This is a genomic window from Streptomyces sp. NBC_01235, assembly GCF_035989285.1.
Taxonomy (GTDB): domain Bacteria; phylum Actinomycetota; class Actinomycetes; order Streptomycetales; family Streptomycetaceae; genus Streptomyces.
This window is the reverse complement of the sequence record NZ_CP108513.1, coordinates 428,678-455,208: the sequence shown is the minus strand read 5'-3', so window position 1 is coordinate 455,208 and position 26,531 is coordinate 428,678. Positions and strand designations below refer to the sequence as shown.

Here is a 26,531-nt window from a genome sequence, read left to right as displayed (position 1 = left end):
ACGGTCACCGGACGGTCAGTGCGGGATGCCGTCGATGATCTCGCGCGCGCCCTGACGCAGCAGCGCCACCGCCACCGACGTGCCGAGCGTCGCCGGGTCGAGGCGGCCCGCCCACTCGTGGGCGTTGAGCCGGGTCTTGCCGTCCGGGGTGAACACACAAGCCCGCAGGGACAGTTCACCACTGCGGTCCACCCGCGCGAAACCGGCGATCGGGCTGTTGCAGTGCCCCTGGAGCACGTGCAGGAACATGCGTTCCGCCGTGGCCTCCCGATGGGTGGCCGGATCGCCCAGACCGCTGACGGCGTCGATGACGTCGGTGTCGCCCTCGCGGCACTGCAGGGCGAGGATGCCCGCGCCGATCGGCGGCATCATCGTCTCCGGCGACAGCACCTCGCTGATCACGTCCCGCCGGTCGATGCGCTCCAGGCCGGACACCGCGAGCAGAAGCGCGTCCGCCTCGCCCGCCGCCAGCTTCTCCAGCCGCCGGTTGGCGTTGCCGCGGAACGGCACGCACTCCAGGTGGGGATGGGTGGCGGCGAGTTGGGCGACCCGGCGCACCGAGGAGGTGCCGACGCGCGTCCCGGCCGGCAGTTCGTCCAGGGTGAGGTGGCCCGGATGCACGAGGGCGTCCCGGATGTCGTCCCGCTTCAGGAACGCGGCGAACACCGTGCCCGCGGGCAGCGGCCGGTCCGCCGGCACGTCCTTGACGCAGTGCACCGCGAGGTCCGCCTCACCGGCCAGCAGCGCCGCGTCGACCTCCTTGGTGAACGCGCCCTTGCCCTCGACCTTGGACAGGTCGCCCATCCACTTGTCGCCGGTCGTCCTGACGGGGACGACCTCGGTGCGCACACCGGGATGCAGTACGGCCAACTCCGCGCGCACCCGCTCCACTTGGGCCAGTGCCATGGGCGAGTCGCGGGAGACGATACGGATCAGTTCCGGAACGGACATGCGGGACACGATAGACCCTCGCGGCCCGTGCGCCGCGCCGCTTGCCGGTTTCAGGCGTCGACCCGCAGGCTGAAGCGCCGCTTGTCCGTGCCGAGGGCGCCGAGGCGGGCGTAGAAACGGATCGCCCCGTCGTTCCAGGCGGGGGTCTGCCACTGCACCTCGGGCAGGCCCAGGCCGCGGGCCCGCTCCGCGACCGCTTCCATCAGCAGGGCGCCCAGGCCCAGACCCCGGTGGCCGGGGGCGAGGAACAGGCAGTCCAGGTAGAGGTACTCGCGGCCCTCCCAGGTGGAGAGCTCGGGCGCGCAGGTCGCGTAGCCGACGACCTCGCCGTCGGGCGCTTCGGCCACCAGGCAGCACAGCCGGGGCGCGGGGGTGTCGAAGAGGAGTGCGGCCAGGCGCTTCGCCAGGTCCGGCACCGGCGGGGCGGCGCGCTCGTACTCCGCGTGCTGGGCGGCGAGTTCGGCGACGCGCGGCAGGTCGGAGCGCTCGGCGCGCCGTACCCGGGCGGCGGCGCTCACCTGACGTCCCCCTCGACCGTGTCCGCGCCCCACGCGGCCAGCCGCTCCCCGAGAGGGCCGGTGCCGTCCAGGACATGCCGTGCGAAGGCGTCGCGTTCGTGGGCCAGGACGGCCGCCTCCCACACGCACGGCGCCAGCCCGGCCCGCCCGGGCCGTAGCTCCTCCGGCCGACCGGCCGGACCGGTGAACACCGCCAGATCCGACATGTGACCCTCGATCCAGGTGTGGACCAGGACGTAGTCCCCGTCACCGCCCGCGTGCGCCAGCACCACGGCCAGGCCGAGGGATCCCCGCAGTTCCCCGAGGGTCAGATGGCCCGCGGCGATCCGCATCGCCTCCCGGGCGTCCCGGTCCGCCACCGTCCGTCCCGGCGCCTCGATCGCGTACGTCTTGACCAGATGCCCGGCGACCTCGTGGGTGCCGAGCGGCCGGGCGGCACGGGCGTGATGGCCCTCGGCGAGCGTGAGCAGCGCCTTCGCCGGGACGGCCGACGGGAGTTCGTCGTGAAGATCCATCAGGACATCATGGGGGTGTGCGTGCGCCGCCGTCCACGGCCTAGGAGCAGATCGGCCCGGACGGCGGCCGGGACTCACGCGGCGGGATCGAAGGCGATCCCGGACGGCTTGGCCGACGTGAGGTGGTTGGTGAAGTTGGCGTCCTTCAGACCGAAGTTGGCGCTGCCGAAGTCGTACGCGCTCAGCTTGTCACGCAGGCCCGACGGGTAGCCGTTCCAGCCGACCAGTGGCGGGTACTGCCAGGTGCCCTTGGCGTTCTCCGGCGGCTCGTCGTTGCTGTTGGCCAGCCGGAAGCAGTGCGTGGTGATGCCGTCCTTGTGGTAGACGATCTTCGCGTGCGTGCCGTCGAAGCGGACGCCGGAGGCCGCGGTGACGGTGAACGAGCCGTGGTTTGACGTCGAGACATACTGGATCGCCCCGTTCTGCACCCAGATCACGACATGCTCCCAGTCGTGCCGGTGCCCACCGATGCTGCTGCCGGCCACCGCCTGGTCCTTCTCGAAGTACAGGCCGTACATGTACGCGCACCAGCCGTTGTTGCACTTGTAGCGCGAGTAGCTGTTGGTGTTGTCCAGGTCGGAGGCGTCGTGGCAGTCGCCGCTGAGCGAACCGGTCGGCTTCAGGCCGCCGTTGATCGTGCCGTCGGGGCCGATGGCGGGCGTCGAATAGCAGCCGTCCGTGTCGTAGTCGAACGCGGGCTGGTAGGTCAGCTCGGCGGCCTCGGCGTTGGACGGCAGCGCCGCCGGCGGGGCGGCGAAGGCGACCGACGGCACTGCGACGACGAGCGCGGCGGCACCGGCGAGCCCGGTGAGCCACCTCCTGCGGTGGGCCTTGAACTTCGGTGACGACACTGCGTCCTCCTCGGGGTTGCGGGCGCAGCCCAACGGCTGTGTGGAGAGAGGGAGTTGAAAAGCAGTTCAGCTTCCCCGCTTTTCACTTCCGCGCCAAGGGGTCGCAGACGTATCAGTGGTGAAGCGCAGCCCAAATTTGGCTGCTGAGGTGGGGTCAGGAGGAAATGTCCGGGAGGTCGGCCGCCGACTCCTCGGGCGCCAGGTCCGGCCGCAGCCGCAGCCACGAGGGCTGGCGCAGCAGCCCCGCCCGGGTACGGGTGCTGTAGCGGACCTCGCCGACCAGCCGGGGCACGACCCAGCGCGCGCCCGCCGCCTGGGGTACGGGGTCGAAGGGGCACAGGTCGGTCGCGGCGGCCCGCAGCAGCGCCGCGAGTTCGACGCGCTCGGTCTCGCTCCAGCCGGTGCCCACCCCGCCGACGTACCGCAGGCCCGTCGCGGACCGCTGTCCGACGAGGACGGCGCCGGGCAGCCCGGTCAGCCGCCCTTTGCCGGGCAGCCAGCCGCCGACCAGGACGTCCGCGACGCGCATGTTCCGGATCTTGATCCAGGCGCGGGAGCGCACCCCCGGCTCGTACACCGAGTCCAGCCGCTTGCAGACCAGCCCCTCCAGACCGTGGGCGCGGGTCGCCTCCAGGGCCTCCCGCCCGTGTCCGACCAGGGCCCTGGGCGTCGACCAGAACGGCCCCTCCAGCGCCAGTGCCTCCAGCCGGGACCTGCGCCGCAGATAGGGCAGCGGGAGCAGGGAGCGCCCGCCGAGGTGCAGCACGTCGAACAGCACGAGGTGCACGGGGGCCGTCGTCGCCAGCCGCGCGGCCTTGCCCGGTGCCCGGACCAGCCCCATCCGGGACTGAAGCAACTGGAAGTCGGCCCGGCCCTGTTCGTCCAGGGCGAGGATCTCGCCGTCCAGCACGGCCGGTGTTCCGCCGAGCGCGTCGCCCAGCGGGCGAAGTTCGGGGTAGGCGCCGGTGATGTCCTCTCCCGAGCGGGCGCGCAGCGTGATGCCTCCGTCGCCGGCGAGGTACACCACCGCTCGCTGCCCGTCCTGTTTGGTCTCGTAGGCCCAGCGCGCGTCGTGGGCGGCGGGCGGCAGCCGGCCCGGGGTGGCGAGCATGGGGGCGATGAGGGGGAGCGTCACGGGTGAGTTGTGGACGCGGCCGGACCGCCGCACGCGGAGGGCGCGCCGGTTTCGCCCGAACGGCGCTGTGCCCGGCGCCCTCAGGACGTGCCCGGCGGTGCCGGAGGGGCCTGCACCAGGCCCGTCCGGTAGGCGATGACGACCAGCTGGGCGCGGTCGCGGGCACCGAGTTTCGTCATGGCGCGGTGGACGTGGGTGCGGACCGTCAGGGGGCTGACGAAGAGTTTCCCGGCGATCTCCTCGTTGGAGTGGCCCTCGGCGACCCAGGCCATCACCTCGCGCTCGCGGGCGGTGAGCGTGGTGAGGTCGTCGGGGGCGGCGAGACGGGCGCCCTCCGCGGGCGAGGCCAGGAAACGGGTGATCAGGGAGCGGGTGGCGAGCGGGGAGAGCAGCGACTCGCCGCACGCGATGGTGCGGATGCCGTCGAGGAGGGCGTCGGCGGTGACGTCCTTGCCGAGGAAGCCGCTCGCGCCCGCCCGCAGCGCCCGGGCGACGTACTCGTCGATCTCGAAGGTCGTCAGGATCAGCACCCGGGTGTCGCGCAGGCCGGGGTCCGCGCAGATGACGGACGTGGCGGCGAGGCCGTCGGTGCCGGGCATGCGGATGTCCATGAGCACGACGTCGGGGCGGTGCAGCCGGGCGAGGTCGACCGCCTCGCCGCCGTCGGTGGCCTCACCCACCACCTCCATGTCGTCGCAGGAGTCGATGAGGATCCGGAAGGTGGCCCGCAACAGGGCCTGGTCGTCGGCGAGCAGCACGCGGATGGTCATGGGGTCCGTTCTCGGGGTGCGGGGGCGTCGGGGTAGAGGGGAAGCCGGGTGGTGACCTGGAAGCCGCCCTCGGGGCGGTGCCCCGCCTGGAGGGCACCGCCGACGGACTCGGCGCGCTCGCGCATGCCGATCAGGCCGAAACCCCGGCCGTCCGCGACCGACGAGGGCACGCCGGTGCCGTCGTCGGTGACGGTGATCGTCAGCCGGTCGCGGCCGAAGTGCAGCCGCACCCGGGCCGTGCGCGCGCCCGCGTGCTTGGTGACGTTGGTCAGCGCCTCCTGCACGATGCGGTACGCGGTCAGGTCCACGCCAGGACTGAGCGGCCGCGCCGCGCCCTCGGTCGCGACCTTGACGTCCAGGCCAGCCCACGTCTGCGTCAGTTCGGCCAGCTGTGCCAGGCCGGGGCTCGGGGCGAGCGGCGCCTCACCGTCGTCCGCCTGACGCAGCAGCCCCACCGTGGCCTTCAGCTCGCGCAGCGCCGAGGAGGTCGTACCCGCGAGGTCGGTGAGGAGGCCCTGGACGCGGTCGGGGTGGGTGCGCGCGAGGTGGGCCGCGGTGCCCGCCTGGGCGTTTGCCAGGGCCAGATGGTGGGCGACGATGTCGTGCAGCTCCCGCGCGATGCGCACCCGCTCCTCGACGACGCGGCGCTGCGCCTCCTCCTCGCGGCCGTGCTCGGCGTACTCGGCGCGGGCCTGGACGGCGTCGACGTAGGCGCGCTGGAGGCGGACGACGTTGCCGGTCACGACCGGGAACAGCAGCCAGACCGCGGGGCTGATCGTCTTCAGCTGCCAGGGGTGGGCGACGGGGTCCACGAACAGGGCCGTCGGCACGATCAGGGCGAGGGCGGCAAGGTAGTGGCGGCGCGAGGTGCGGCGGCCGGTGCGCACGGTCAGCCGGTAGAGCGCGAGCACGAGGGGGCCCAGCAGGAGCGGCGTGATGAGGTGGCCGCACGCGATCGCGCCGGCGACGCAGCACGCCGTCACGGCCACGGCCGCACCGGGGCGGGTGTGCTGCCACAGCAGCAGCGTGCCGCAGGAGACGAGCGCGAGGGCGATCGTCGGGCCCGCGGCGTCGGGCTGGTCGTTGCTCGGCATGCTGATCTCGCTGCCGAAGAGGAACGCGGCGAACAGCAGGACGGCCGTCATCGTGTCGACGGTGCGGGCGTGGTCGTCCGCGTAGCGCTGCCAGGGGATGAACATCGGCTGACTCCGGTCGGGGCTCGGACCCATCGTGGTCGTTGCCCGTCGCGTCGGACGGGCGGGGCCGCCCGTGCGTGATGACACGGGCGGCCCACCCCCTCGGGAGGAGGGGAAGGTCAGACAGGGGCGGCCTCCCGCCGCGTCGCGGTCTCGGCGCGGGCGAGGGACTCGCCCTCCACGTCGACGGTCGGCAGCGCCCGGTCGAGCCACTTCGGCAGCCACCAGGCCGCCTGCCCCAGCAGTGCCAGCACCGCCGGTACGAAGGCCATGCGCACGACGAACGCGTCGAGCAGCACGGCCGCCGCCAGCCCGAACCCGATCATCTTGAGCAGGGACTCGTCGGCCGTGACGAACCCGGCGAACACCGCGATCGTGATCAGTGCGGCGGCCACCACGACCCGGGCGCTGTGCCGGAAGCCGCTCACCACGGCCTGCGCCGGCCTGTTCCCGTGGACGTACGCCTCCCGCATCCGGGCAACGAGGAACACCTCGTAGTCCATGGCGAGTCCGAAGACGATGCCCACCAGGAAGATCGGCATCATGTTCATGATCGGGCCGGTCGCCTCGACGCCCAGGAGCGAGGCGCCGTGGCCCTGCTGGAAGACCGCGATCACCGAGCCCAGCGCGGCGAGCACGGAGAGCAGGAAGCCGATGGCGGCCTTCAGGGGCACCAGGACGGACCGGAAGACGATCAGCAGCAGCACGAAGGCCAGACCCGCCACGACCATCAGGTAGGGGATCAGGGCTGACTGGACCTTCTCGGAGACGTCGATGTTCACCGCGGTCGTGCCGGTGACCGAGAACGTCGCGCCGGTCGCGCGGTCGAGACAGATGTACGGCCATGGAACGGAGGTCTCCCCATCCGATCTCGAGTACCGCCCCAGGCTTCCGGCAGCGGGCCCCGCACGTCGTCGTGCGGCTGCCGACAATCCGGCGTACTGAGAACGCAGTACGGGCCATCGCGCCCGTCATCCGACAGGCGGACCGGGGCGGCGCTCACCACACGCACGGCAGCTCCACCTCGACCACCGTCGGCCCGCCCACGGGGCTCGTCACCCGCACCGTCCCGTCGAGCGCGGCGACTCGGCGCCGCATCCCCAGCAGCCCCGATCCGGCCCTCTCGTCGGCGCCGCCGCACCCCTGGTCGCGCACCCGCACGCTCAGCCCGGTCCGGGAGCGCGCCAGGACGACCTCCGCCCGCTCGGACCCGCTGTACTTGGCGGCGTTGGTCAGCGCCTCGGCGATCACGAAGTAGGCGGCCGCCTCCACCGCGGCCGGGGCCCGGGGCCCGTCCGCCGGATCGTCCGCCCGCACCGCCACCCGCAGGCCGCTGCCGGCCGCGAGCGCCCGTACGGCGCCCACGAGCCCCCGGTCGGTGAGGATGGGCGGATGGATGCCGCGCACGACGTGCCGCAGCTCCGTCAGCGCCTCCTCGGCCTGGTCCTGCGCGTCGGCCAGCAGCTTGCGCGCCGTCTCGGGATCGGCCCCGTACGCCCGCCTGGCCAGCCCGATGCGCATGGAGAGCGCGACGAGACGCGCCTGGGCGCCGTCGTGCAGATCCCGTTCGATACGGCGCAGTTCGGCGCCGTGCGCGGCGACCGCGTCCGCCCGGGTGGCGGTCAGCTGCTCGACGCGCCGGGCCAGCAGCGCCTTCGGGGAGGGCCGGAGCAGAGCGGCCGACCAGCGCGCCTCGAGGTCGGCGAGCCTGACGATCAACGGCAGGACGAGCGCCTCCCGGCCCAGCAGCCCGCTCCACACCCCGTCGACGAGCAGCCCCGCCGGCCACAGCGGCAGCATCAGCACCGTCAGCCAGCCGTAGGCGTAGTGCGCCACCATCCAGCGCACGTCGGTGAGCGTTCCGGGATCCCGGACGGCCGTCCGCAGCCGCTCACGCACGGGACCGGTGATCGGCCGGTACGCCTCGGGGATCTCCCGGCCGGTCCAGGACGCCGTCAACTGCCGCTTGGCGCCGGCTATCCGGCGGATCAGCAGCACGGTCTCGGGCAGCAGCCAGATCCCGACCACCGCGACCGAGCCCGTGGCGGTGATCAGCAGGACGGTGATGAAGATGTACGACCCGAAGGCCATGAGGGCGGCCAGGAAGAGGTGAACCGTGGCCCGCGCAGCCTGTCGCAGGGTCGCGCGCATGGATGCCGTTCCTCTCGTGAAGAGCAGCAGGGGAGGCGGTGGAAGTGGGAGCGTGGGGGGCAACGGCACGGTCCGCCGGCCGGGGGCGAGACCCCGGCCGGCGGACCCCGACCCGGACTCAGTCGTCCAGCGTGACGACGACCTTCTCGGCCGCGCCCGGCGTCAGGGCCAGCTCGAAGGCGCGGTCGGCCTCGGCGAACGGGACGCGGTGGCTGATCAGCTTGGCGAACCGCTCCTGGTGCTCGACCAGTTCCGGGGTCACCTCGAAGATCTCGGTCGGGTAGCCCTGGGAGGCGACGAGGGTGAGTTCGCTACGGAGCATGCCGCCGAGGTCGATCTCGCCCTTCTTCTGCACGGCCACCATGACCAGCTTCGCGCCCCACTTCGCCGACTGCACCACGGTGTTGAAGACGACCGGGGCGCCCGCCGCGTCGATGAAGATGTCGGTGCCCGGCCGGGGCTGGCCCAGAGCGTTGGCGCTCTGCCCGTGCAGCTCGGTCAGCCGCGCGGCCACGTCCTCCTCGGCGGAGTTGATGACGGCGTCCACACCCACGGCCAGTGCCTTCTCCAGCCGGGAGGGGATGACGTCGGCGACGACCACGTGCTCCACACCGCGCAGCTTCAGCCAGATCGCGGCGCCCAGGCCGATCGGCCCGGCGCCGAACACGACGACCTTGTCACCGGGCTTCGCCTCCGAGCGGTTGACGGCGTGCCGGGACACGCCATCGGCTCGTTGAGCGAGGCCACGTCGAACGGCACGGTGTCGGGGAAGACGGCGACGCTCTTGCCGACCTCGGCGTTCTCGATCAGCAGGTACTCGCTCATCCCGCCGAACTTTCCGCCGCAGCCGATGATCCCGGTGGGCGCGTCCTGCGGGTTGACGACCACCCGGTCGCCCACCTTCAGGCCGTCCACCTCGGCGCCGACCTCCACGACCTCACCGGCCGGCTCGTGGCCGAGCGCCACCGGGACCAGGTCGCCGCCCAGGTGGGCCCGGGCGGGCATACCGCCCATGTGCAGGAAGGTGACGTCGGTGCCACAGATGCCGCAGGCGCGGATCCGGACGAGCGCGTCCTTGGGTCCGGGCGTGGGCAGCTCGACGTCCACGACGTCGATCTTGTCGACCCCGCCGGTCTGGACGGACTTCATCGTGCTCATGAGGGGAGCCTTTCTCGGTGCTCGAAACTCGTTCACGGGAAACAGGTGTTGCCGGGCTCGGGGGAGCCCTGATGGAATCCGGGGGAGTGTGACCCTCCCGGAGGGGTCGTTGTCAGGCGGCCGTGGACGTCATAAGACGGACCGGTCGCCGTCGAGGGCGAGGCGCACGACGGCCGCGGCCCGCTCCTTCGGCCCGGGCCCGGCGGTCGGGCCGACGGCCGCGGCGCGAATACCGCGGGCGCGGTAGGCCACCTCGAGCGACGCCACGAGGTCGGCGACACCGGGGGCGGACGCGGCGAAGACGACGGAGCCGCCGCCGGCGTTCAGCATGTGCGGGAGCACGGCGCGCGTGAGCAGTTCGTCCACGACCACGGTGGCGTGCACCAGGACGTCCAGCGCGCCGAAGGCGCACAGCGTGGTGGCCACGACGTCGTCCACGACCTCCTGTCCAGCGAGGTCGCCGACGACCGCGACGGCGTAGCCGCCCGCGTTCCCGATCGCCTTGACCGTGCCGTGCGCGCCTTCCGCGTCCGCGTCCGCGATCAGTACCTTCGCACCGCGCAGGGCGAGGGCCAGCGCAGTGGTGCGCCCGAGGCCGGACCCGGCGCCCGTGACGACGACGGTGCGCCCGTCGAGGTCCGTGCCGCCGATGTGGTCGCTGCTCATACCGTGCTCCTTTCGCCGCGAGGGGCCGTCAGACGCCGAGGGTCTTCAGAACGGCGTCCGCCATGCCCTGCTCGCCGCGCTCGTTGGGGTGGACGGAGGCGGCCGGGGCGAGCGGCACCAGCGGCTCCACCCAGCGCACCTGACGGTCGGCGCAGGCATCGCGCCCGACCGAGGGCGTGTACGTGTCGACGTAGCCCGCCCCCGCCTTGCCGGCCCGCTCCCGCAGCATCCGGTTCAGCTGCTGCTCCTTGTCGTGGAGGTAGGTGACGTCACCGGCCGCGAGGCCCATCTCGCTGCCGCAGTCGGCGGTGCCCGCGGGCAGGATCGCGGGGTAGCCCACGACGTAGACCCGGGCCTTCGGCGCGCGGCGCCTGACCTCGGCGAGGGCCTCGCCCAGCCGTTCGTCCGCCGCCTCGATCCGCTGCCGTACCTCGTCGCCGCCGTCGGAGACGTACCGGGCCCGGCAGGGTGCGTCCCCCGCGTCCACGGCGTTCCCGGTGCCGGCCTCGAGGGCGCTGAGCGCGAAGCGCAGGACTCCCGACTTCACGCAGCTCTTCACCAGCGAGGCGAAGCCGATGTCGTTGCCGCCGATGCCGAGGGTGACCAGCCGGGTCCGGTCCGACAGGGCGGACAGCTGCGCCGGGTTGGTGCCGTGGTCGGTGGACTGGGCCGCGGTCAGGTCGGTGACGGTCGCGCCGCTGCAGCTGACGTCACGGAAGTCGGCGGCGGGCAGGCCGAGCCGCCGGGCGACGAGGGCCGGGTAGTTGCGGTCGGAGCGGTCGCAGCCGGCGGGGCTGCCGCCCTGGTCCGGGATCTTGGGCCCCGCGGTGTAGGAGTCGCCCAGCGCGACGTACGGGCCCTTCGGCGGGGCGGACTCGGAGGTGTCGTCGTGCCGGCTGATCACGATCGCGGTGGTCAGCACGCCGCAGGCGAGCGCTCCGGCCAGCGCGGCTCGTACGGAGGTCTTCATGGGAGAGGTCCTGTCTGTCGTCCCGGGTGGTCCACGCCGTGCAGCGGTGGTCGTGGGGCTGCTGTGCTCGGCCGGGGGAGAGGCGGCCGGGGCGGCCGAGCGGGCGTGGAGGGGGAGGTGCCCCGGGTCCGGCGCCGGTCGGGGGGGAGTGGGCCGGCTGCCGGGCCCGGGACCGCGCCGATCCCCGTCCCCACGGGTTCGGCGCCTGGGAGCCGCCTCCGCTCGAGGCGACTCCGGTCTGTGCGGTCACGCCCCTGGGGAGGGGCGGCCGGGCGGTTGGTTCAGGTGCGGTGGTCGGTGTCTTGCACGGGAGGACTCCTGCCGTCGAGGAGAGGCCGGGGAGCGGTGGCGAGCGGTCGGGCTCGTCCTGGGGGTCGAAGCGACCGCCACCGGATTGCTTGAGTTAGGCAAACACATGTGGATTACTTGAGTCAAGCAAGCGACCGGATTTACTTGAGTTAGGCAAGCAGAAAGGTAGGGTGAGACCCATGTCCCCCTCACCGCCCGCAGTGCCCCCCGCCTCGCCCGCAGCGGTCGAGATGGAGCGGGTCCTCACCCAGGTCGCCTACCTGAGTGTCCGTGCCCGGCAGCACGAACGGCTGGTCGTCATGGCGGGCGTGCCGCTCGACCGGGCCGCCGTCGCGATGCTGCGCCAGATCGCCGAGCACGACCCCCTGCGCCCGGGGGAGCTCGCCCAGGTGCTGGCCGTCCAGGCCTCCCACGTCACCCGCCAGGTGCAGCGGCTGCAGAAGGACGGCTATGTCACCCGGGTCGCCGACCCCGATGACAGCCGCGCCCGGCGCATTCGGCTCACCCCCCTGGGGGAGGATGCCGTCGCGCGGCTGGGCGACGCGGGCGCCCGCGGTATGCAACTGGTCCTGGCGGACTGGTCGCCATGCGAACTGCGGCAGCTCGCCGACCTGTTCCACCGCATGGTGGACGTCTTCCTCGCCCACCCCCTCGACGAAGGAAGCGTGTCCGATGCGGGCGCCACGACCCCCGCGGCGTGACGACCGGCGACCCGGCCTGGAGAACCCCGCGGGCGGCACCGGCCTCGCCGGAGGTCCGACCCGCCCGAGCCCGACACGAACGGTCACGGCCATGTACGACAACCCGACCGATAAACCGTCACGCCCGAGTGAGGAGTCGTCGTACCCGACCGGGAAGCCGTCGCTCGCCCGCGGCTCCGGTCAGCGCGTCCTGATCGTCGTGAGTGAACCGGACGTCGCCGAACTGCTGGCCACCACCCTCGAGTTGGCGGGCTACCGGATCAGCCTCACGGGCACGGCGGCCGAGGCGCTGGCCCGGCTCGACGCCCGCCGGTTCGACCTTCTGGTCGTCGACACCGGGCTGCCGGATCTGGCCGGCAGTGGTGCGGTGGGCCGCCCGGTGGTCGCCCATCGGCCACCGGTCCTCTACCTCGCGGCATACGACTCCCTCGACCGCCTCCTGCCCGAACTCGGCCTGGGGGAGGAGGACTACGTCACCAAGCCCTTCCGGGTGGCCGAGGTCCTGGCCCGGATGCAGATGCTGCTGCGCGGCGCCGCCCCCGGCCGCCCGAACAGCGCCCCGGGCTACGGCGACCTGCTCCTCGACGACACCCTCTGCCGGGCCCGGCGCGGCACCCGCAACCTCGACCTCACGCCCGCCGAGTACCGCCTGCTGCGCCACCTCCTGGTCAACGCGCACCGGGTGCTGTCGAAGGAGCAGATCAGCCGGTACGTCTGGGGCGATTTCCGGGGCGACAATGCGATCGAGCAGCTCGTCTCCCGGCTCAGGCGCAAGGTGGACCGCGAAGCGCCGGTGCTGATCCACACCCGCCGGGGCTTCGGCTACTGGCTGGGAAAGGTGGACGGCGCATGCTGAAAACCGATGGAGCAAACACCGAAGACGCTGTGTGCCGACAGGTGGAGGGCGGTGTCGCGGGGTGCGGTGCCGCCCGTTCGTGTCCGGGTCGCGCTTGTCCTGCTCGCACCAACTCCGGTGTGGAAAAGGTGTGTTGACGAAACATTCGTATGTCCGACGGCCGTCAACTCCCCACATGATCCACGTCACGTCAGGTTTATGTCAGGGAACTGACCGGAAGCTGTCAGCCCCCTCTGTTTGCGTGTGCTCACCAGGCCTCGACCCCCTTCCCCGCCGACGCTCCAACCCCACCGGAGCTCCCCGCCACCGAGGAGAGCCATGGCCGACACCCTGACCGGTCCGGTGCCCGAAGCCCCGGACACCGTCCCCGAGTTCTTGATGTCCCGGGCGGCCCGTCGCCCCTTCGACCCTCCGCCCGCCCTGAAGGAACTGCAGGAGCAGGCGCCGCTGACGAAGGTGCGGCTGTGGGACGGCTCCGAGACGTGGCTCGTCACCCGCTACGACGAGCAGCACGCGCTCCAGGAGCTGCTGCGCTACCTGCGCATCACCCACCTGGGACGGCGCCGAGCCGTCGTCGAGGACATCGAGATCGCCGGACAGGTCATCAAGGCCGGCGAGGGCGTGATCAATGTCAACGAGATCGCCGACCGGGACCCGGAGATCTTCCCCGACCCCGACCGGCTCGACCTCGCCCGCGGCGCCCGCCGCCATGTCGCCTTCGGCGTCCACCGGTGCCTGGGCCGGCCGCCGGCCCGCAGGGAACTCCAGGTGGTCTACGGCATCCTCTTCAAGCGCATCCCCACCCTGAAGCCGGCCGTCTCGCTGGACGACGTCCGCTTCAGGCGCGACGCCTTCTCCCACGGCGTCCACTCCCTGTCTGTGACCTGGTGACGGTTCCCCGTCCCGCAGCACAACGACAACCGACCGTGAAAGAAGGGGAATCCCATGACATCTCTCAAAGTCGAGCTGGAAGCCGACAGGTGCGTCGCCTCGGGGCAGTGCGTGGTCGCCGCCATGCAGGTCTTCGACCAGGACGACGACGGCATCGCGATCCTGCTCGAGGAGCAGGTCGGACCCGACCTCGTCGACGACGTCCGGGAGGCCGTCGCCCTCTGCCCCGCCGCCGCGATCCGGCTGGTCCAGCAGTGAACCGGCTCGTGGTCGTCGGAGCCTCGGCCGCCGGACTCGCGGCGGTCGAGACGCTCCGGCGCGAGGGCTACACCGGCACCCTCACCCTCGTCGGCGACGAACCGCACCTCCCCTACGACCGGCCACCGCTGTCCAAGCAGGTCCTCGCCTCCGAATGGGAGGAGGACCGGCTGTGGCTGCGCCCGGCCGACGACCTCGCCGCCCTCGACCTCGACCTGCGCCTCGGCGTCGCGGCGACCGGCCTCGACGTCGCCGGCCGGAGCGTGCGGCTGGCCGACGGGAGCGAGCTGCCGTACGACGGGCTGATCCTGGCGACCGGCGTACGACCGCGCCGCCTGCCCGGCGAGGGCGCGCACGTGCTGCGCACCCTGCAGGACACCCTCACCCTGCGGGAGCGGCTCGAGCCGGGACTCCACCTGGTAGTCGTCGGCGCCGGGTTCCTCGGCGCGGAGGCGGCAGCCGTCGCCTGGCGGCTCGGCGCCCGGGTCACCCTCCTCGAGCCGGCGGCGGTGCCGCTGGCCCACGCCGTGGGCGAGGAGGTCGGGCGGGTGCTGTCGCAGGCCCACCTCGACCGGGGGGTGAACCTGCGCTGCGGGGTCACCGTGACCGAGGTGACCGAGGACGGTGTACGGCTCGGTGACGGCGAGGTCGTCGAGGCCGACGAGGTGCTCGTCGCCATCGGCTCGCTGCCCAACACCGACTGGCTGGCCGCCAGTGGACTGGCGGTGGGCGACGGCGTGGTGTGCGACGAGTACCTGGAGGCCGCCCGGGGCGTCTACGCAGCCGGGGACGTGGCCCGCTGGTACAACCCGCTGTTCGGCACGTCGATGCGGATCGAGCACCGCACCAACGCGGCCGAGCAGGGCATGGCCGCCGCCCGCAACCTGCTCGCCTCGGGTGCCCGCAAGCCGTTCGCGCCCGTGCCGTACTTCTGGTCCGACCAGTACGACATGAAGATCCAGGCGTACGGGTTCCTGCGCGGCCACGACGAGGTCGCCGTCGTCGAGGGCGACCTCGCCGAGCGCCGGTTCGTGGCCGCGTACCGCACCGGCGACCGGGTGAGCGGGGCGCTCGCGGTCGGGATGCCGCCGAAGGCGATCCGGCTGTGGCGACAGGCGATCGCGGCCGGCGCCGCCTGGGGCGACCACGTGCGCGTCCCGGCGTAGAGCGGGCGTCGACGGACGGGCCCCGGCGGGCGGTGCGAGCCTGCCGGGGCCCTTCACGCTTGTCCGGCATCCTCACTCAGGAGGAGATGTGGGTAAACGCACGCAGTAAATTACTTGAGTTACGCAACAAGATGGTAAAGTAGGTCGCATGTCCACCGAACCGCTCCCCGTGCCCTCCGTCGCCTCTCCGGAAGTGGTCGAGATCGAGCGCGCGCTCACTCGCATCACCTACCTGAGCACCCGCGCCCGCCAGCACGACCGGCTGATGGCGCTGGCCGGCGTCCCCCTCGACCGTGCCGCCGTGGCGCTGCTGCGGCAGGTCGCCGATTCCGAGCCGCTGCGGCCGGGGGAGCTGGCCCAGCGCCTGGGCGTGGAGGCCTCCCATGTGACGCGCACGGTCCAGCAGCTCCAGAAGTCCGGTTACGTCACGCGGGTCCCCGACCCCCAGGACGGCCGGGCCCAGCGGATCCAGCTCACCGAGACCGGCCGCGCGGCCATCGACCGGGTCCGGGAGGCGGGCGCCCGGGGGATGCAACTGGCGCTGTCCGACTGGTCCCCGGAGGAACTGGGCCAGCTCGCCACGCTCTTCCACCGCATGGTCGACGACTTCCTCTCCCACGCCGTCGACGAGGAGGTCGAGCAGCCGGCCGCGGCCTCCGGCGCCTGACGCTCAGACGCGTGAGCCGGCCCCGGCCGGAAGCGCGGTGGCCGGAGCCGGGTCGCGCAGACCGCGCAGCAGGAGCCAGGCCAGCACGGGCGGCAGGACCAGGGGCAGCAGAGCCGTCCGCAGGGACGTGGCGTCCGCGAGCGCGCCCAGAGCCGGAGCGGCCGCGCCCCCGACGCTCACTGTCAACCCCAGGGTGACGCCGCTCGCGGTGCCCATGCGCCGCGGCAGACAGTCCTGGCCCAGCGTCACATGCAGCGAGAACGGGACGTACAGCCCGGCCGAGGCGAGGGCGACGAACAGATAGGGGCGGCCCCGGGACCAGCACCACACCGGCCACCGCGAGCACCGTCACGGCGTACGAGCGGCGTACCACCCCGAGCCGTCCGTAGCGCTCGGCCAGCCGGCTCCCCGCGAGCGTCCCCACCGCGCCGCCCGCGTACAGCACGCACAGCGCGGCCGTCCCCGCCGCCGCCCCGCCTCCCGTGCGCTCCCGTGCGTACAGCGAGACGAACGTGCCCAGGCCGACGAAGACGATCGACCGGCACACCACCGCACCCGACAGTCGCAGGAACGACGACCAGTCGTCCCGGCCCGCCCCGTCGGCCGCAGCGGGGGCGGGCGCGGTCCGCCCGGCCGCCGAGCGCACCGCGGCCGTGCACAGCGCCACCCCCGCGAGGGCCGGCAGACCCAGCAGGGGCGAGGCCCGCAGCCCCCCTGTCGCGACCACGGCCGCGACCAGTGGCGGGGCCAACGCGAAGCCGACGTTCCCGCCGAGCGCGAACCAGCCCATCGCCGTGTGACGGCCGTCAGAGACGGCACGGGCCGCCCGCGCGGCCTCCGGGTGATAGGCGGCGATCCCGATCCCGGACACGGCCACCGCCGCCAGGGTCAGCGCGTACGAGCCGCCGACCCCGCTGACGGCGATCCCCGCGCCGGAGGCCGCCGCGCTGAGCGGCAGCAACCAGGGCATCGCCCACCGATCGGTCAGCACGCCGAACAGCGGCTGCGCCACCGACGACAACAAGGAGGCCGCCAGCACGATCCCGGAGGCGGCGGCATAGGAATAGGCCCGCTCGGAGACGAAGAAGGGGACCAGCGCGGCCACGGCCCCCTGGTACACGTCCACGCAGGCGTGGCCCAGGGACATCAGCGTGACGGATCGGTTTCTCGGCATGCTGCGATCGTCATGCCCCCATCGCCTGTCGTGCTTCCGATAATCTGCCGCCTTGTGCCGAACATCCGCCAGATCCGCCACGCCCCGAAGGCACCCACCCGCGCCCAGCCGCTGGCCGCCGGCGAGCGCATCGACGCGCACCGGCACGACGATCACCAGATCGTCTACGCGGGCTCCGGAGTCCTGGCCGTCACCACCGACGCCGGCACCTGGTTCGCACCCGGCACCCGCGCCCTGTGGGTGCCCGCCGGTACCGCCCACGCGCACCGGGCCTACGGCCACCTCGACCTGCACCTGGTCGGCCTGCCCGCCGACGACAACCCGCTCGGCCTGGACGCCCCGACCGTCCTCTCCGTCAGCCCGCTCCTGCGCGAGCTGATCCTCGCCTACACCCGCGCCCCCCAGGACACGAGCCCCGAGCGCGCCCGCCTGCTCGCCGTCCTGCGCGACCAGCTGCGCGCCTCCCCGCAGCAGCCGATGCGGCTGCCCACCCCCGTCGACCCCCGGCTCGCCGCGGTCTGCGCACTCGTCCACGCGAACCCGGCCGACCAGCGCACCCTGGCCGCCCTCGGCGCCCGGAGCGGCACCGGCGAACGCACCCTCAGCCGCCTCTTCCGCCGCGAGTTCGGCATGACCTTCCCCCAGTGGCGCACCCAGTCCCGCCTCTACCACGCCCTGCGCCTGCTGGCCGACGACACCCCCGTCACCACGGTCGCCCACCGCTGCGGCTGGTCCTCCGCCAGCGCGTTCATCGACGTGTTCCGCCGGGCGTACGGGTACACCCCGGGCCGGCACCAGCGGCGTGCCCAGGGCTCGGACGCGGACGCGACCCCGACGGCGGACAACCACGGTGCACCTTCCGCGAGTTGAGGGGCGCCCCCGGGTGCGCACCCCGCCTCCGGCCCCCCGTCTACCCTCCAGTAATCTCGGGCGCCAGGTCATCAGAGGAGGAACCGTGCCCCGGTCCGAACGCTCACCCCTGCTGCTGGCGGGTCTGCTGGCCGCCTCGGGGATCGCGCATTTCGCCGCGCCCCGCCCGTTCGACGCGACCGTCCCGCGCGCACTGCCGGGCTCGCCGAGGACCTGGACGTACGCCAGCGGCGTCGCCGAGCTGGCGCTGGCGGCGGGAGTGGCCCTGCCCCGGACCCGGAGGACGGCCGCGCTGGCGACGGCGGCGTTCTTCGTCGGCGTCTTCCCCGCCAACGTCAAGATGGCGTGGGACTGGCGCCACCGCCCGACCCCGCTCAAGGCGGCCGCCGTCGGCCGCCTTCCCCTGCAGGTACCCCTCGTGCTGTGGGCCCGCAGCGTCGCCGACAGCACCGACATCGCGAACACCATGGAGGGACGGGCATGACCAAGGCTCTGGAGACCGGCGACCTCGTCGAGGACTTCGCACTGCCGGACGAGACCGGCACGGTGCGCAGTCTGACGGACCTGCTCGCCGACGGACCGGTGGTCCTCTTCTTCTACCCCGCCGCCCTGACCCCGGGCTGCACCGCCGAGGCCTGCCACTTCCGTGACCTGGCCGCCGAGTTCTCCGCCGTCGGCGCCCAGCCCGTCGGCATCAGCGGGGACTCCGTCGACCGCCAGCAGGAGTTCGCCGGCCGGCACACGCTCGGCATGCCGCTGCTGTCCGACGCCGACGGGGCGGTGCGGGAACGGTTCGGCGTGAAGCGCGGCTTCTCCCTGGCGCCCAACAAGCGGGTCACCTTCGTCATAGGGCAGGACCGCACCGTCCTGGAGGTCGTGCGCAGCGAACTGCGCATGAACACCCACGCCGACCGCGCCCTGGACGTGCTGCGCGCCCGTCGCGGTTGAGCCGACGGGTCAAAGGGACCATTCTGGACGACATGGAGCATGTCGTCGCTGCGGCGGTCATCGATGCTCGAGGCATCGTGACGGGCTGGAGCGAGGGCGCCCGTCTGCTGACGGGCCATGCGGCCGAGGAGGCCGTGGGGCGGGTCGTGACCGACCTGCTCGCGGACGATCCGGGGGCGGGCGGACGTCCGCCGCCGACGGACGGCCCGTGGACCGGCCCCGTCGTCGTACGGCACCGCGACGGCCACCCGGTCGTCCTCACCGTGACGGCCTGCCCCCTGCTCGGCCCCGGGGGCACGCCCACCGGCTTCACGCTCAGTGCCCAGCAGCCCACGGCGCCGGAACCGACACTGGCCGGCCGGGCCTTCCAACAGGCCTCCATGTCGATGTCGGTCTTCGACCCCCGGCAGCGCTATCTGCGCCTGAACGAGGTCGCCTGCCAGGTCATGGGCGTGTCCGAGGACGTACTGCTGGGCCGCCACTTCCCCGATACCGTCGAGGACGCCGAGCACAGCCGCGGCTTCAACTGGCACCTGCGCCACGTGGCCGAGACCGGCCGCCCGGCCCGATACGAGAGCTTCACCGGCGCCCCGTCCCTCAACCGGGAGCACTCCTGGAGCACCGAGATGTGGCCGGTGCGCGACGACTCCGGAGCGGTGACCGGCGTGGCCCTCGCGGCCTTCGACAGCACGGAGCAGTACCTGGCCCGCCGGCGCCTCGCCCTGCTGAACGAGGCGGCGGCCTCCATCGGCACCACCCTGGACGTGGTGCGCACCGCCGAGGAAGTGATCGAACTCCTCGTGCCGCAGTTCGCCGACTTCGCCAGCGTCGACCTCCTCGACTGGGTCCTCGGCGCGGACGAACCGCCCGCGGTGCCCAACGGGGAGATCACGCTGCGCCACGTCGCCCACGGCTCCGTCCGCGAGGGCACCCCCGAGGCGGGCGTCCACCTCGGCGACACCGACGTCCACCCGCCGTACAGCGCGCCCGCCCGCGCCCTGCGGGAGGGCCGTGCGATCCTCAGCCAGGCGGGCGAACCGGACTTCATGCGCTGGTTCGCCGCGCGCGACGCCCGTTCCCCCGAGGGACGCCGCTACCGCCACGGAGTCCACTCGATGATCGCGGCGCCCCTGCGGGCCCGCGGCACGACCCTGGGCGTCGCCGTCGGCATCCGGATCGCCCACCCGGACGACTACGAGGCCGACGACGCCGTCTTCGCCGAGGAACTCGCCAGCCGGGCCGCCGTCTGCATCGACAACGCCCGCCGCTTCGCCCGCGAACGCACCACCGCGCTCGCCCTCCAGCACAACCTGCTGCCCCGAGGGCTGCCCGGACAGGCGGCCGTCGAGGTCGCCCACCGCTATCTGCCCAGCGGCTCCACGGCGGGCATCGGCGGCGACTGGTTCGACGTCATCCCGCTCTCCGGCAGCCGGGTCGCCCTCGTCGTCGGTGACGTCGTCGGACACGGCATCCCCTCCTCGGCGACCATGGGGCGGCTCTGCACGGCCGTCCGCACCCTCGCCGACGTGGATCTGCCACCCGACGAACTCCTCACCCACCTCGACGACCTCGTCACCCATCTGGCGGCCCACGACGACGGCGACGAGGAGGTCGCCGAGCTGGGCGCCACCTGCCTCTACGCCGTCTACGACCCCGTCAGCCGCCGGCTCACCCTCGCCGCCGCCGGCCACCCCGCACCGGCCCTCGTCCTGCCCGACGGCACCGCACGCCTCGTCGCCCTGACCCCCGGGCCCCCGCTCGGCGTCGGCGGACTGCCCTTCGAGGCCACCGAACTGGAACTGCCCGAGGGATCCGTCGTCGCCCTCTACACGGACGGCCTGATCGAGGACCGCGACCGCGACGTCGACCGCGCCACCGGCGAACTGTGCAGCGCCCTGACCGCACCCGCCGCCACCCTCGACGCGCTCTGCGACACCGTGCTCAAGGCCGTCCTGCCGGAGGAACCCGGCGACGACGTCGCCCTGCTGCTCGCCCGGACCCGGGCCCTCGGCGCGGACCAGATCGCCACCTGGGACGTCACCCCGGACCCCGCCCACGTGGCCGCCACCCGGCAGGCCGCCACCGAGCAATTGGCCGCGTGGGGCCTGGAAGAGGCCGCGTTCGTCACCGAACTCGTCGTCAGTGAACTCGTCACCAACGCCATCCGCTACGGCGCACCCCCCATCCAGCTACGCCTGATCCGCGACCGCACCCTCATCTGCGAGGTGTCCGACGGCAGTTCCACCTCCCCCCACCTGCGCCGCGCCCACGCCTTCGACGAGGGCGGGCGCGGCCTGCTGCTCGTCGCGCAGCTCACCCAGCGCTGGGGCAGCCGGCAGACGGGCCGGGGCAAGACGATCTGGGCGGAGCAGTCGTTGGAGCCCGAGTGATCACTCGACCGGGCACCCCGGGACCCGGCGGGGTCGCGTGGACGGAGGCCGGGGAGGGCGGCGGCGCGGAGCAGGGTACGCATGCGAGGACTTTCCGCGAACGCGGGGCCCGCCCGGGGGCTCAACCGTAGGCGGCCGACTCCCAGCTGTCTCCGGTGGTGAGGCCGTCCAGGAGGTCGGCTTCACGCAGCCGGACCGTCAGCGTGGCCCGGGGGGTGCGGGACGGGTCCTGCCACAGCGCACGCCACTCGGTCTGGAAGGCGGCCTCCCAGGCGGACGTGTCGTCGGGGTCCAGACCGCGATCCCGCAGGGCGGCCGTGATGCGCTCCTTGGCCGCGTGCTCCCTGAAGGGGAAGTTGCGGCGCTCGGTCACCGAGACCGCGGCGACCGCCTCGTCGGCCGTGCCGGAGTCGGCACGGGAGTCGAGTGCGCTCGCCCGCTCCGTCGCGCCGGCCGCCCGCTCCAGACCGTCGGCGAGGAGCCGGGCGGCGAAGGCGGCGTTCTCCGGCGGGTCACCGGCATCCGGGTGGATCACGGTGAGACGGAGGGTGACGGTCGCACCGGCGATCTCCTCGACCGTGGCATTCCAAAGACTCGACATCCGGGACTCCTGCTGAGAGGTGCTCGACGAACAGTACGGGCGGCTGCGGGACCGACCCGGTCTCAGGTCAGCATCCCGGTGCCCATGTTGGTGGCCAGCATCTCCAGCGCGGCCTCGTTCCCGATGCGCACGGCGAACGTCGTGGCGCCCTTGCTCGCCGCGGCGCGTCCACCCGTCCGGGGCGGCGAGAACGGGATCGCGGAGAACGCGTGGTAGATCCGCTCGCTCAGCGTGCCCCCGTAGTTCGCCGTGAGCGCGACGAACTCCGGGTTGCGGTTGCCGCCCGCGGCGATGTCCTTCAGGAAGGCGAGGTCGGCGGCGTCCCAGACGGAGGAGCTCGGGGGGAAGCCGGTGTACTGCCGCAGAATGGTCAGGTCGATGCCGCTGATCGCCCGGGCGACCCGGCTGTCCGCGGGCTGGCCCACCTGGAAGGTGAAGGTGACGCCGTTGTGCTTTCCGTCCTGCCAGCCCGCGGCCGGGTCGTACAGCCTGTGGGTGATGTCCAGGGTGGAGGGGAAGGCATGGGCGGAGTTCAGCTGGCTCGCGCTGCCCTGGGCGGGCGCCGGATGGTTGTAGTGCACCTGGACGCCGAAGTAGACATAGGCTCCGGGCGTCGCGGACGCGGCCGTCACGTCGTTCTTGAGGTCCTTCTCGATGCCCTTCTCGTAGTTCTGGTTGTCCGACTGCGCCGCCGGCACCAGGTTGTTCGCGGTGCCCGGGCCGCCCGCCTTCTCGTTGACCAGATGGAAGCGGATCCACTGACTGGTCAGGTTCAGGGAGCGGATGTAGTCGTAGCCGGGGGGATCCGCCGACGGCGTGCTCCCCTGCAGGGAACCGTCGTTGAGCATCTCGGACCTGACGGCCCGGCCCTGGCTGTCCTGCACCGCCTCGTGCCTGCTGGCGGTCGGCACCGCGGTGGTGTTCAGCGCGCGCTGGACGAACGGCTGCTCGGGTTCCGACCGTGCGGCGCCGGGCTGCGGGGCGGCCGGGCCCTCCCCGGCCGCGGGTGTGCTCGCCCGTGCCGGAGCGCGCATGACCCGGGTCGCGTTGGCCTCCGCCTCCCGCTCGAAGCGGTCCGACGGATCCGACACCCGCAGCCCGGAACCGTTGTCCGCGCCGGCCACGGGTCCCTGGCGCTGTTGGATGACATGGGTCAACTCGTGCGCCAGGGTGTGCTTGTCGCCCCCGCCGTCGCCGAGGACGACATGGTTGCCCGAGGTGTAGGCCCGCGCGCCGATCTCGGACGCGGAGGCCTTGGCCGCGGCGTCGGTGTGGATGCGCACGTCGGAGAAGTCCGCGCCGAGACGGCTCTCCATGTCGCCGCGGGTCGCGTCGTCCAGCGGCCGGCCGCCGCTGCGCAGCACATCGTGGACGGCCGAGCGCTGCACGGGAGCGGCCCCGCCCCCCGCGGCGTTCTGATGCCCGCAGCCCGGGCCGTGCTGGTGCCGCTCCTGCGCTGGGGACGCCGGAGCGAAGGGGTGCCCTTCCTCGCGGAGCATCTGCACCACGGCGGCGTTGCCCACGGCGCGCTGAAGGGCGAGGAGCCGGTGAAGTGGCCCGCCGGCCTTCGCCGGGGTCGCCGGTCCCCGACGGGTCGAGCCGTCGGGAGTCCTGCTGGGCTGCGGTGTGCGCACGAGGTGCCTTCCAAGCGGGCGAGACGGTACACCTCTGCATATCGGCCGACTGCAGGGCGTGTACAGGAACGCAGGGGCAGACTCCGCTGCCCCGACGGACAGGATCCTGGCGGCCAGGCGCCCGACGGATACCCGAGGGCGCGCTCAGCGCTGTGCTCAGCCCCGCGCCGGCTCAGAACTCCTCGTGCACCTCGGGGTCCCCGCCCAGGCGCTCGGGTGTCCGCGCCGTGATCGCCGCCAGCTGGGCCGGGCCGAGTTCGAAGCCGAAGACGTCGAGGTTGGCGCGCTGCCGTTCGGGGCTGGACGACTTCGGGATGGGGACCGCGCCGAGCTGGACGTGCCAGCGCAGCACGACCTGGCCGGGAGTCACGCCGAGCGCCTCGGCGACGGAGACGACGGCCGGGTCGTCCAGGAGCGCCGAGCCGCGGCCCAGCGGGCTCCAGCTCTCGGTGCGGACGCCCTTGGCCTCGTGGAAGGCGCGCAGCTCGTCCTGCGGGAAGAGCGGGTGCAGCTCGATCTGGTTGACGGACGGCAGCACGCCCGTTTCCTTCTCCAGCCGTTCGATGTGCTCGGCGGTGAAGTTGGAGACCCCGATCGAGCGGATCAGGCCGTCCTCGCGGAGCTTGATCATGGCCCGCCAGGAGTCGACGAACTTGTCGACCCGGGGGAGCGGCCAGTGGATCAGGTACAGGTCCACGTACTCGAGACCGAGCCGGCGGCGGGACTCCTCGAAGGAGGCGAGGGTCTCCTCGTAGCCGTGGTGGCGGCCGGGCAGCTTCGTGGTCACCACGATCTCCTCGCGCGCCACCCCGCCACGGGCCACCCCGCGGCCGACCCCGGTCTCGTTGCGGTAGTTCGTCGCCGTGTCGAGCAGCCGGTAGCCCAGGCCGAGCGCCCCGGCCACCGCCTCCTCCGCCTCCGCGTCGTCCATCGGCCAGGTGCCCAGGCCCAGGGCCGGGAGCTTCGTGCCGTCGTTGAGCGTGTGCTCCGGGATGTTGATCACGATGAGGCCTTCCCTCGACTGTGTCGTCCTCCCAGCCTCAGGGACAGGGGGCGGATTGATCAACCGGACACCCGGGCAGGGGTGGGGTCGGACGAGTGACGACGAGCGGAGCGCGCATGACGACCCACAGCCCGGCGACCGACTTCGACGACCCCACGGCCGAGGAGGCCGCGCGGGCGGCCGGAGTGGAGGTGAAGCCGGTCGCCGGGCACATCGGCGCCGAGATCGGCGGCGTCGATGTGGCCGCCGGCCTCGACGCCGCCCAGGTCGCCGTGATCAGGGCGGCGGTGCTGCGCTGGAAGGTGGTGTTCTTCCGCGGCCAGCGCCTCGACCACGCCGGGCATGTGGCGTTCGCGCGACGGTTCGGCGAACCCGTCGTGCTGCGCAGGCGCGGCAGCGCCTCGCCGCCGGACTTCCCGGAGATCGAGACGACCGCCGACCGGCTGGAACTGGGCGGAAAGTTCGGCATGGAGCACGAGGAGTGGCTGCGGCGCCGCCGCCACACCCTGCTGCGCGGCTGGCACTGCGACCACGGCGCCCGCGTCGACCCGCCGGCCGCGACGATCCTGCGCGCCGAGACGGTGCCGCCCTACGGCGGCGACACGACGTGGTCCAACCTGGCAGCCGCCTACGCCGGACTCTCCGCGCCCGTACGGGAGTTCGTGGCCGGGCTGCGTGCCGAGCACCGGCTCGGCGTCGGCTACCAGCCCCGCCCCGGCGACGACGCGTACGTCCGCCACCTCCTCGACCACCAGGTCGCCTCGGTGCATCCTCTGGTACGCGTCCACCCCGAGACGGGCGAGCGCGTGCTGTACGTCAACGGCTACTACGTCGAGCAGATCACCGGCCTGTCGCGGGCGGAAAGCGCGGCGATCCTGGACATGCTTCTCGCGCAGGCGACCCGCCCCGAGTACACGGTCCGCTTCCGCTGGGAACCCGGCAGCGTGGCCTTCTGGGACAACCGGGCCACCATCCACCTCGCCCCGAGCGACAACGCCCACCTCGGCTTCCCCCGCACCATGCACCGGGTGATGCTCACCGGCGATGTCCCCGTCGGGGCGGACGGCAGGCCGTCGGAGCCGGTGACGGGAACCGAGCCGGGCCGCTGGTGAAGATTCTCGGCGTCCTCAGCTTCCGGAGGCGGGCCGCCATCCCAGTGCCGGACCCAGTTTCGCCGCCATGTCGGTCAGGATCTGCACGTAGTCCTCGTGCTCGAAGGTGAACGGCAGGGCGAAGGCGACCTCGTCGATCTCACGGAACGCGGCGTGGGCGTGCAGACGTTCGGCGATCTCGTCCGAGGTGCCCACCAGGTCCGGGGCGAACAGCAGCCGCGCCGGACCCTGCGGGGTCCTCGTACGGGGCAGCCGCTTGGCCGCGAACTCCTCGTACTTCGCGCGCTGTTCGGGCGAGGCGGAGTCGGTGGGGATGACCACGAGACCCTGGGAGACGCGGGCGGAGTCGCCGTCGGGGTGGGCGGCGCGGAAGGCGCGGATGTGGGAGAGCTGTACCTCGGCGAAGTCCCTTGTGTCGTCCGGCCCTTCGGCCTTGACGACGCTGCTGGTGAGGAAGTTCATGCCGTGCTCCCCCGCCCACTCGGCCGAGTTCAGGCTGCCCCCGCCGTACCACAGACGGCGGCCGAGGCCCAGGGAGTGCGGCTGCACCCGGTCGGAGAAGACCTCGAACCCCTCGACCCCGCTGAAGTCCGTCGCCGGTTTGCCGCGCACGAAGTCCAGCAGCCGCCGCACCCGCTCGTAGCCGAAGTCCTCCGCGCCGGACGTGTCCGGGTACAGGGCCTCCTTGACCTGGTCGTAGTGCATCGGCGGGCCGACGCTCACTCCCGGGTTGAGCCGGCCCCCGGAGAGGATGTCGACCGTCGCCAGGTCCTCCGCGAGGCGCAGCGGGTTCTCCCAGCCCAGCGGGACGACCGCGGTGCCGAGCTCGATGCGGCGGGTTCGCTGCGAGGCCGCCGCCAGCACGGCGACGGGGGAGGAGATGCCGTACTGCAGGTGGCGGTGGCGCACCCACGCGCTGTCGAAGCCGAGCCGTTCGCCCAGCTCGATGATCTCCAGGGTGGTCTCGTGTCCCCGGCCCGGGTCGTCCCCGTCGAACAGCCCGATGGTGAGGAAGCCCAGCTTGCGCAAGGGGCGTGAGGTCGGCGACACGGACTCCTCCATGGTTCGCG

At 73.0% G+C, this 26,531-nt stretch carries 24 protein-coding genes and 4 pseudogenes; 11 read left to right on the top strand and 17 right to left on the bottom strand.

The genetic code is table 11. The features are described 5' to 3' along the window. Positions 1–15 precede the first annotated feature (15 nt). From hemC to OG289_RS01920, 12 genes and pseudogenes are all read right to left on the bottom strand, one after another. The gene (hemC, locus tag OG289_RS01975; RefSeq protein WP_327312257.1) at positions 16–951 is read right to left on the bottom strand and encodes a hydroxymethylbilane synthase; all 936 of its coding nucleotides are present in this window, start codon (positions 949–951) and stop codon (positions 16–18) included. A gap of 50 nt (positions 952–1,001) precedes the next feature. Next, positions 1,002–1,469: a GNAT family N-acetyltransferase gene (locus tag OG289_RS01970; RefSeq protein ID WP_327312256.1), complete on the bottom strand. Its 468-nt coding sequence runs from the start codon at positions 1,467–1,469 to the stop codon at positions 1,002–1,004. Next, entirely contained in the window at positions 1,466–1,984 is a 519-nt protein-coding gene (locus OG289_RS01965) for a hypothetical protein (protein ID WP_327312255.1), read from the bottom strand. Before OG289_RS01965 ends, OG289_RS01970 begins: the two co-directional genes overlap by 4 nt. A 74-nt stretch (positions 1,985–2,058) precedes the next feature. Continuing rightward, entirely contained in the window at positions 2,059–2,835 is a 777-nt protein-coding gene (locus tag OG289_RS01960) for an NPP1 family protein (RefSeq protein WP_327312254.1), read from the bottom strand. A 154-nt stretch (positions 2,836–2,989) separates the two neighbouring features. Then, the gene (locus tag OG289_RS01955; RefSeq protein WP_327312253.1) at positions 2,990–3,970 is read right to left on the bottom strand and encodes an ATP-dependent DNA ligase; all 981 of its coding nucleotides are present in this window, start codon (positions 3,968–3,970) and stop codon (positions 2,990–2,992) included. An 80-nt stretch (positions 3,971–4,050) separates the two neighbouring features. After that, positions 4,051–4,740, bottom strand: a complete 690-nt coding sequence (locus OG289_RS01950) for a response regulator transcription factor (RefSeq protein ID WP_327312252.1) — start codon at positions 4,738–4,740, stop codon at positions 4,051–4,053. Further along, the gene (locus tag OG289_RS01945; protein ID WP_327312251.1) at positions 4,737–5,939 is read right to left on the bottom strand and encodes a sensor histidine kinase; all 1,203 of its coding nucleotides are present in this window, start codon (positions 5,937–5,939) and stop codon (positions 4,737–4,739) included. The genes OG289_RS01950 and OG289_RS01945 overlap by 4 nt, the downstream gene beginning before the upstream one ends. A 116-nt stretch (positions 5,940–6,055) precedes the next feature. Beyond that, a pseudogene (locus OG289_RS01940) lies at positions 6,056–6,766 on the bottom strand (MMPL family transporter); the annotation flags it as partial. Positions 6,767–6,935: 169 nt separating this feature from the next. Then, a complete protein-coding gene (locus OG289_RS01935; RefSeq protein ID WP_327312250.1) occupies positions 6,936–8,087 on the bottom strand; it encodes a sensor histidine kinase in 1,152 nt (383 codons plus the stop codon). Between the two features lie 118 nt (positions 8,088–8,205). Then, positions 8,206–9,245: pseudogene (locus tag OG289_RS01930) on the bottom strand (zinc-dependent alcohol dehydrogenase). Between the two features lie 129 nt (positions 9,246–9,374). Further along, a complete protein-coding gene (locus OG289_RS01925) occupies positions 9,375–9,911 on the bottom strand; it encodes an SDR family NAD(P)-dependent oxidoreductase (RefSeq protein WP_327312249.1) in 537 nt (178 codons plus the stop codon). 28 nt (positions 9,912–9,939) lie between these two features. After that, positions 9,940–10,881 carry an SGNH/GDSL hydrolase family protein gene (locus tag OG289_RS01920; RefSeq protein ID WP_327312248.1) on the bottom strand — a complete coding sequence of 314 codons (942 nt, stop codon included), beginning with the start codon at positions 10,879–10,881 and terminating at the stop codon, positions 9,940–9,942. A gap of 488 nt (positions 10,882–11,369) precedes the next feature. Between OG289_RS01920 and OG289_RS01915 the strand changes: the two genes are divergently transcribed. The 6 genes and pseudogenes from OG289_RS01915 to OG289_RS01890 all read left to right on the top strand — a co-directional run bounded on the left by OG289_RS01915 (position 11,370) and on the right by OG289_RS01890 (position 15,729). Continuing rightward, entirely contained in the window at positions 11,370–11,891 is a 522-nt protein-coding gene (locus OG289_RS01915) for a MarR family winged helix-turn-helix transcriptional regulator (protein WP_327312247.1), read from the top strand. A gap of 91 nt (positions 11,892–11,982) precedes the next feature. Further along, complete coding sequence (locus tag OG289_RS01910) at positions 11,983–12,747, top strand: response regulator transcription factor (RefSeq protein ID WP_327312246.1); 765 nt, start codon at positions 11,983–11,985, stop codon at positions 12,745–12,747. Positions 12,748–13,260: 513 nt separating this feature from the next. After that, positions 13,261–13,638: pseudogene (locus OG289_RS01905) on the top strand (cytochrome P450); the annotation flags it as partial. A gap of 54 nt (positions 13,639–13,692) precedes the next feature. Continuing rightward, positions 13,693–13,896 carry a ferredoxin gene (locus OG289_RS01900; protein WP_327312244.1) on the top strand — a complete coding sequence of 68 codons (204 nt, stop codon included), beginning with the start codon at positions 13,693–13,695 and terminating at the stop codon, positions 13,894–13,896. Beyond that, the gene (locus OG289_RS01895; protein ID WP_327312243.1) at positions 13,893–15,062 is read left to right on the top strand and encodes an NAD(P)/FAD-dependent oxidoreductase; all 1,170 of its coding nucleotides are present in this window, start codon (positions 13,893–13,895) and stop codon (positions 15,060–15,062) included. The genes OG289_RS01900 and OG289_RS01895 overlap by 4 nt, the downstream gene beginning before the upstream one ends. Before the next feature lie 148 nt (positions 15,063–15,210). Next, on the top strand, positions 15,211–15,729 hold the full coding sequence (locus OG289_RS01890) for a MarR family winged helix-turn-helix transcriptional regulator (RefSeq protein ID WP_327312242.1): 519 nt from the start codon (positions 15,211–15,213) through the stop codon (positions 15,727–15,729). A 3-nt stretch (positions 15,730–15,732) separates the two neighbouring features. On the opposite strand, the pseudogene OG289_RS01885 reads toward OG289_RS01890, so the two are convergent. Next, positions 15,733–16,903 (bottom strand): annotated as a pseudogene (locus OG289_RS01885) (MFS transporter). Positions 16,904–16,966: 63 nt separating this feature from the next. Between OG289_RS01885 and OG289_RS01880 the strand changes: the two are divergent. From OG289_RS01880 to OG289_RS01865, 4 genes are all read left to right on the top strand, one after another. Next, entirely contained in the window at positions 16,967–17,773 is an 807-nt protein-coding gene (locus tag OG289_RS01880; protein WP_327320555.1) for an AraC family transcriptional regulator, read from the top strand. A gap of 85 nt (positions 17,774–17,858) precedes the next feature. Further along, on the top strand, positions 17,859–18,257 hold the full coding sequence (locus OG289_RS01875) for a DoxX family protein (RefSeq protein WP_327312241.1): 399 nt from the start codon (positions 17,859–17,861) through the stop codon (positions 18,255–18,257). Beyond that, positions 18,254–18,721, top strand: a complete 468-nt coding sequence (locus tag OG289_RS01870) for a peroxiredoxin (protein ID WP_327312240.1) — start codon at positions 18,254–18,256, stop codon at positions 18,719–18,721. Before OG289_RS01875 ends, OG289_RS01870 begins: the two co-directional genes overlap by 4 nt. Before the next feature lie 32 nt (positions 18,722–18,753). Further along, positions 18,754–21,111: an ATP-binding SpoIIE family protein phosphatase gene (locus OG289_RS01865; protein WP_327312239.1), complete on the top strand. Its 2,358-nt coding sequence runs from the start codon at positions 18,754–18,756 to the stop codon at positions 21,109–21,111. A 121-nt stretch (positions 21,112–21,232) separates the two neighbouring features. Here OG289_RS01865 and OG289_RS01860 read toward each other — a convergent pair whose 3' ends face one another. The 3 genes from OG289_RS01860 to OG289_RS01850 form a co-directional block, all read right to left on the bottom strand. Continuing rightward, positions 21,233–21,712, bottom strand: coding sequence for a hypothetical protein (locus tag OG289_RS01860; protein WP_327312238.1), 480 nt, complete (start codon positions 21,710–21,712; stop codon positions 21,233–21,235). Between the two features lie 62 nt (positions 21,713–21,774). Beyond that, on the bottom strand, positions 21,775–23,346 hold the full coding sequence (locus OG289_RS01855; protein ID WP_442818859.1) for an eCIS core domain-containing protein: 1,572 nt from the start codon (positions 23,344–23,346) through the stop codon (positions 21,775–21,777). Positions 23,347–23,518: 172 nt separating this feature from the next. Further along, positions 23,519–24,349 carry an aldo/keto reductase gene (locus OG289_RS01850; protein ID WP_327312237.1) on the bottom strand — a complete coding sequence of 277 codons (831 nt, stop codon included), beginning with the start codon at positions 24,347–24,349 and terminating at the stop codon, positions 23,519–23,521. A gap of 116 nt (positions 24,350–24,465) precedes the next feature. On the opposite strand from OG289_RS01850, the gene OG289_RS01845 reads away from it, so the two are divergent. Further along, a complete protein-coding gene (locus OG289_RS01845) occupies positions 24,466–25,461 on the top strand; it encodes a TauD/TfdA dioxygenase family protein (RefSeq protein WP_327312236.1) in 996 nt (331 codons plus the stop codon). A 15-nt stretch (positions 25,462–25,476) separates the two neighbouring features. On the opposite strand, the gene OG289_RS01840 is transcribed toward OG289_RS01845, so the two are convergent. Continuing rightward, a complete protein-coding gene (locus OG289_RS01840; protein WP_327312235.1) occupies positions 25,477–26,511 on the bottom strand; it encodes an LLM class flavin-dependent oxidoreductase in 1,035 nt (344 codons plus the stop codon). Positions 26,512–26,531: the final 20 nt, after the last annotated feature.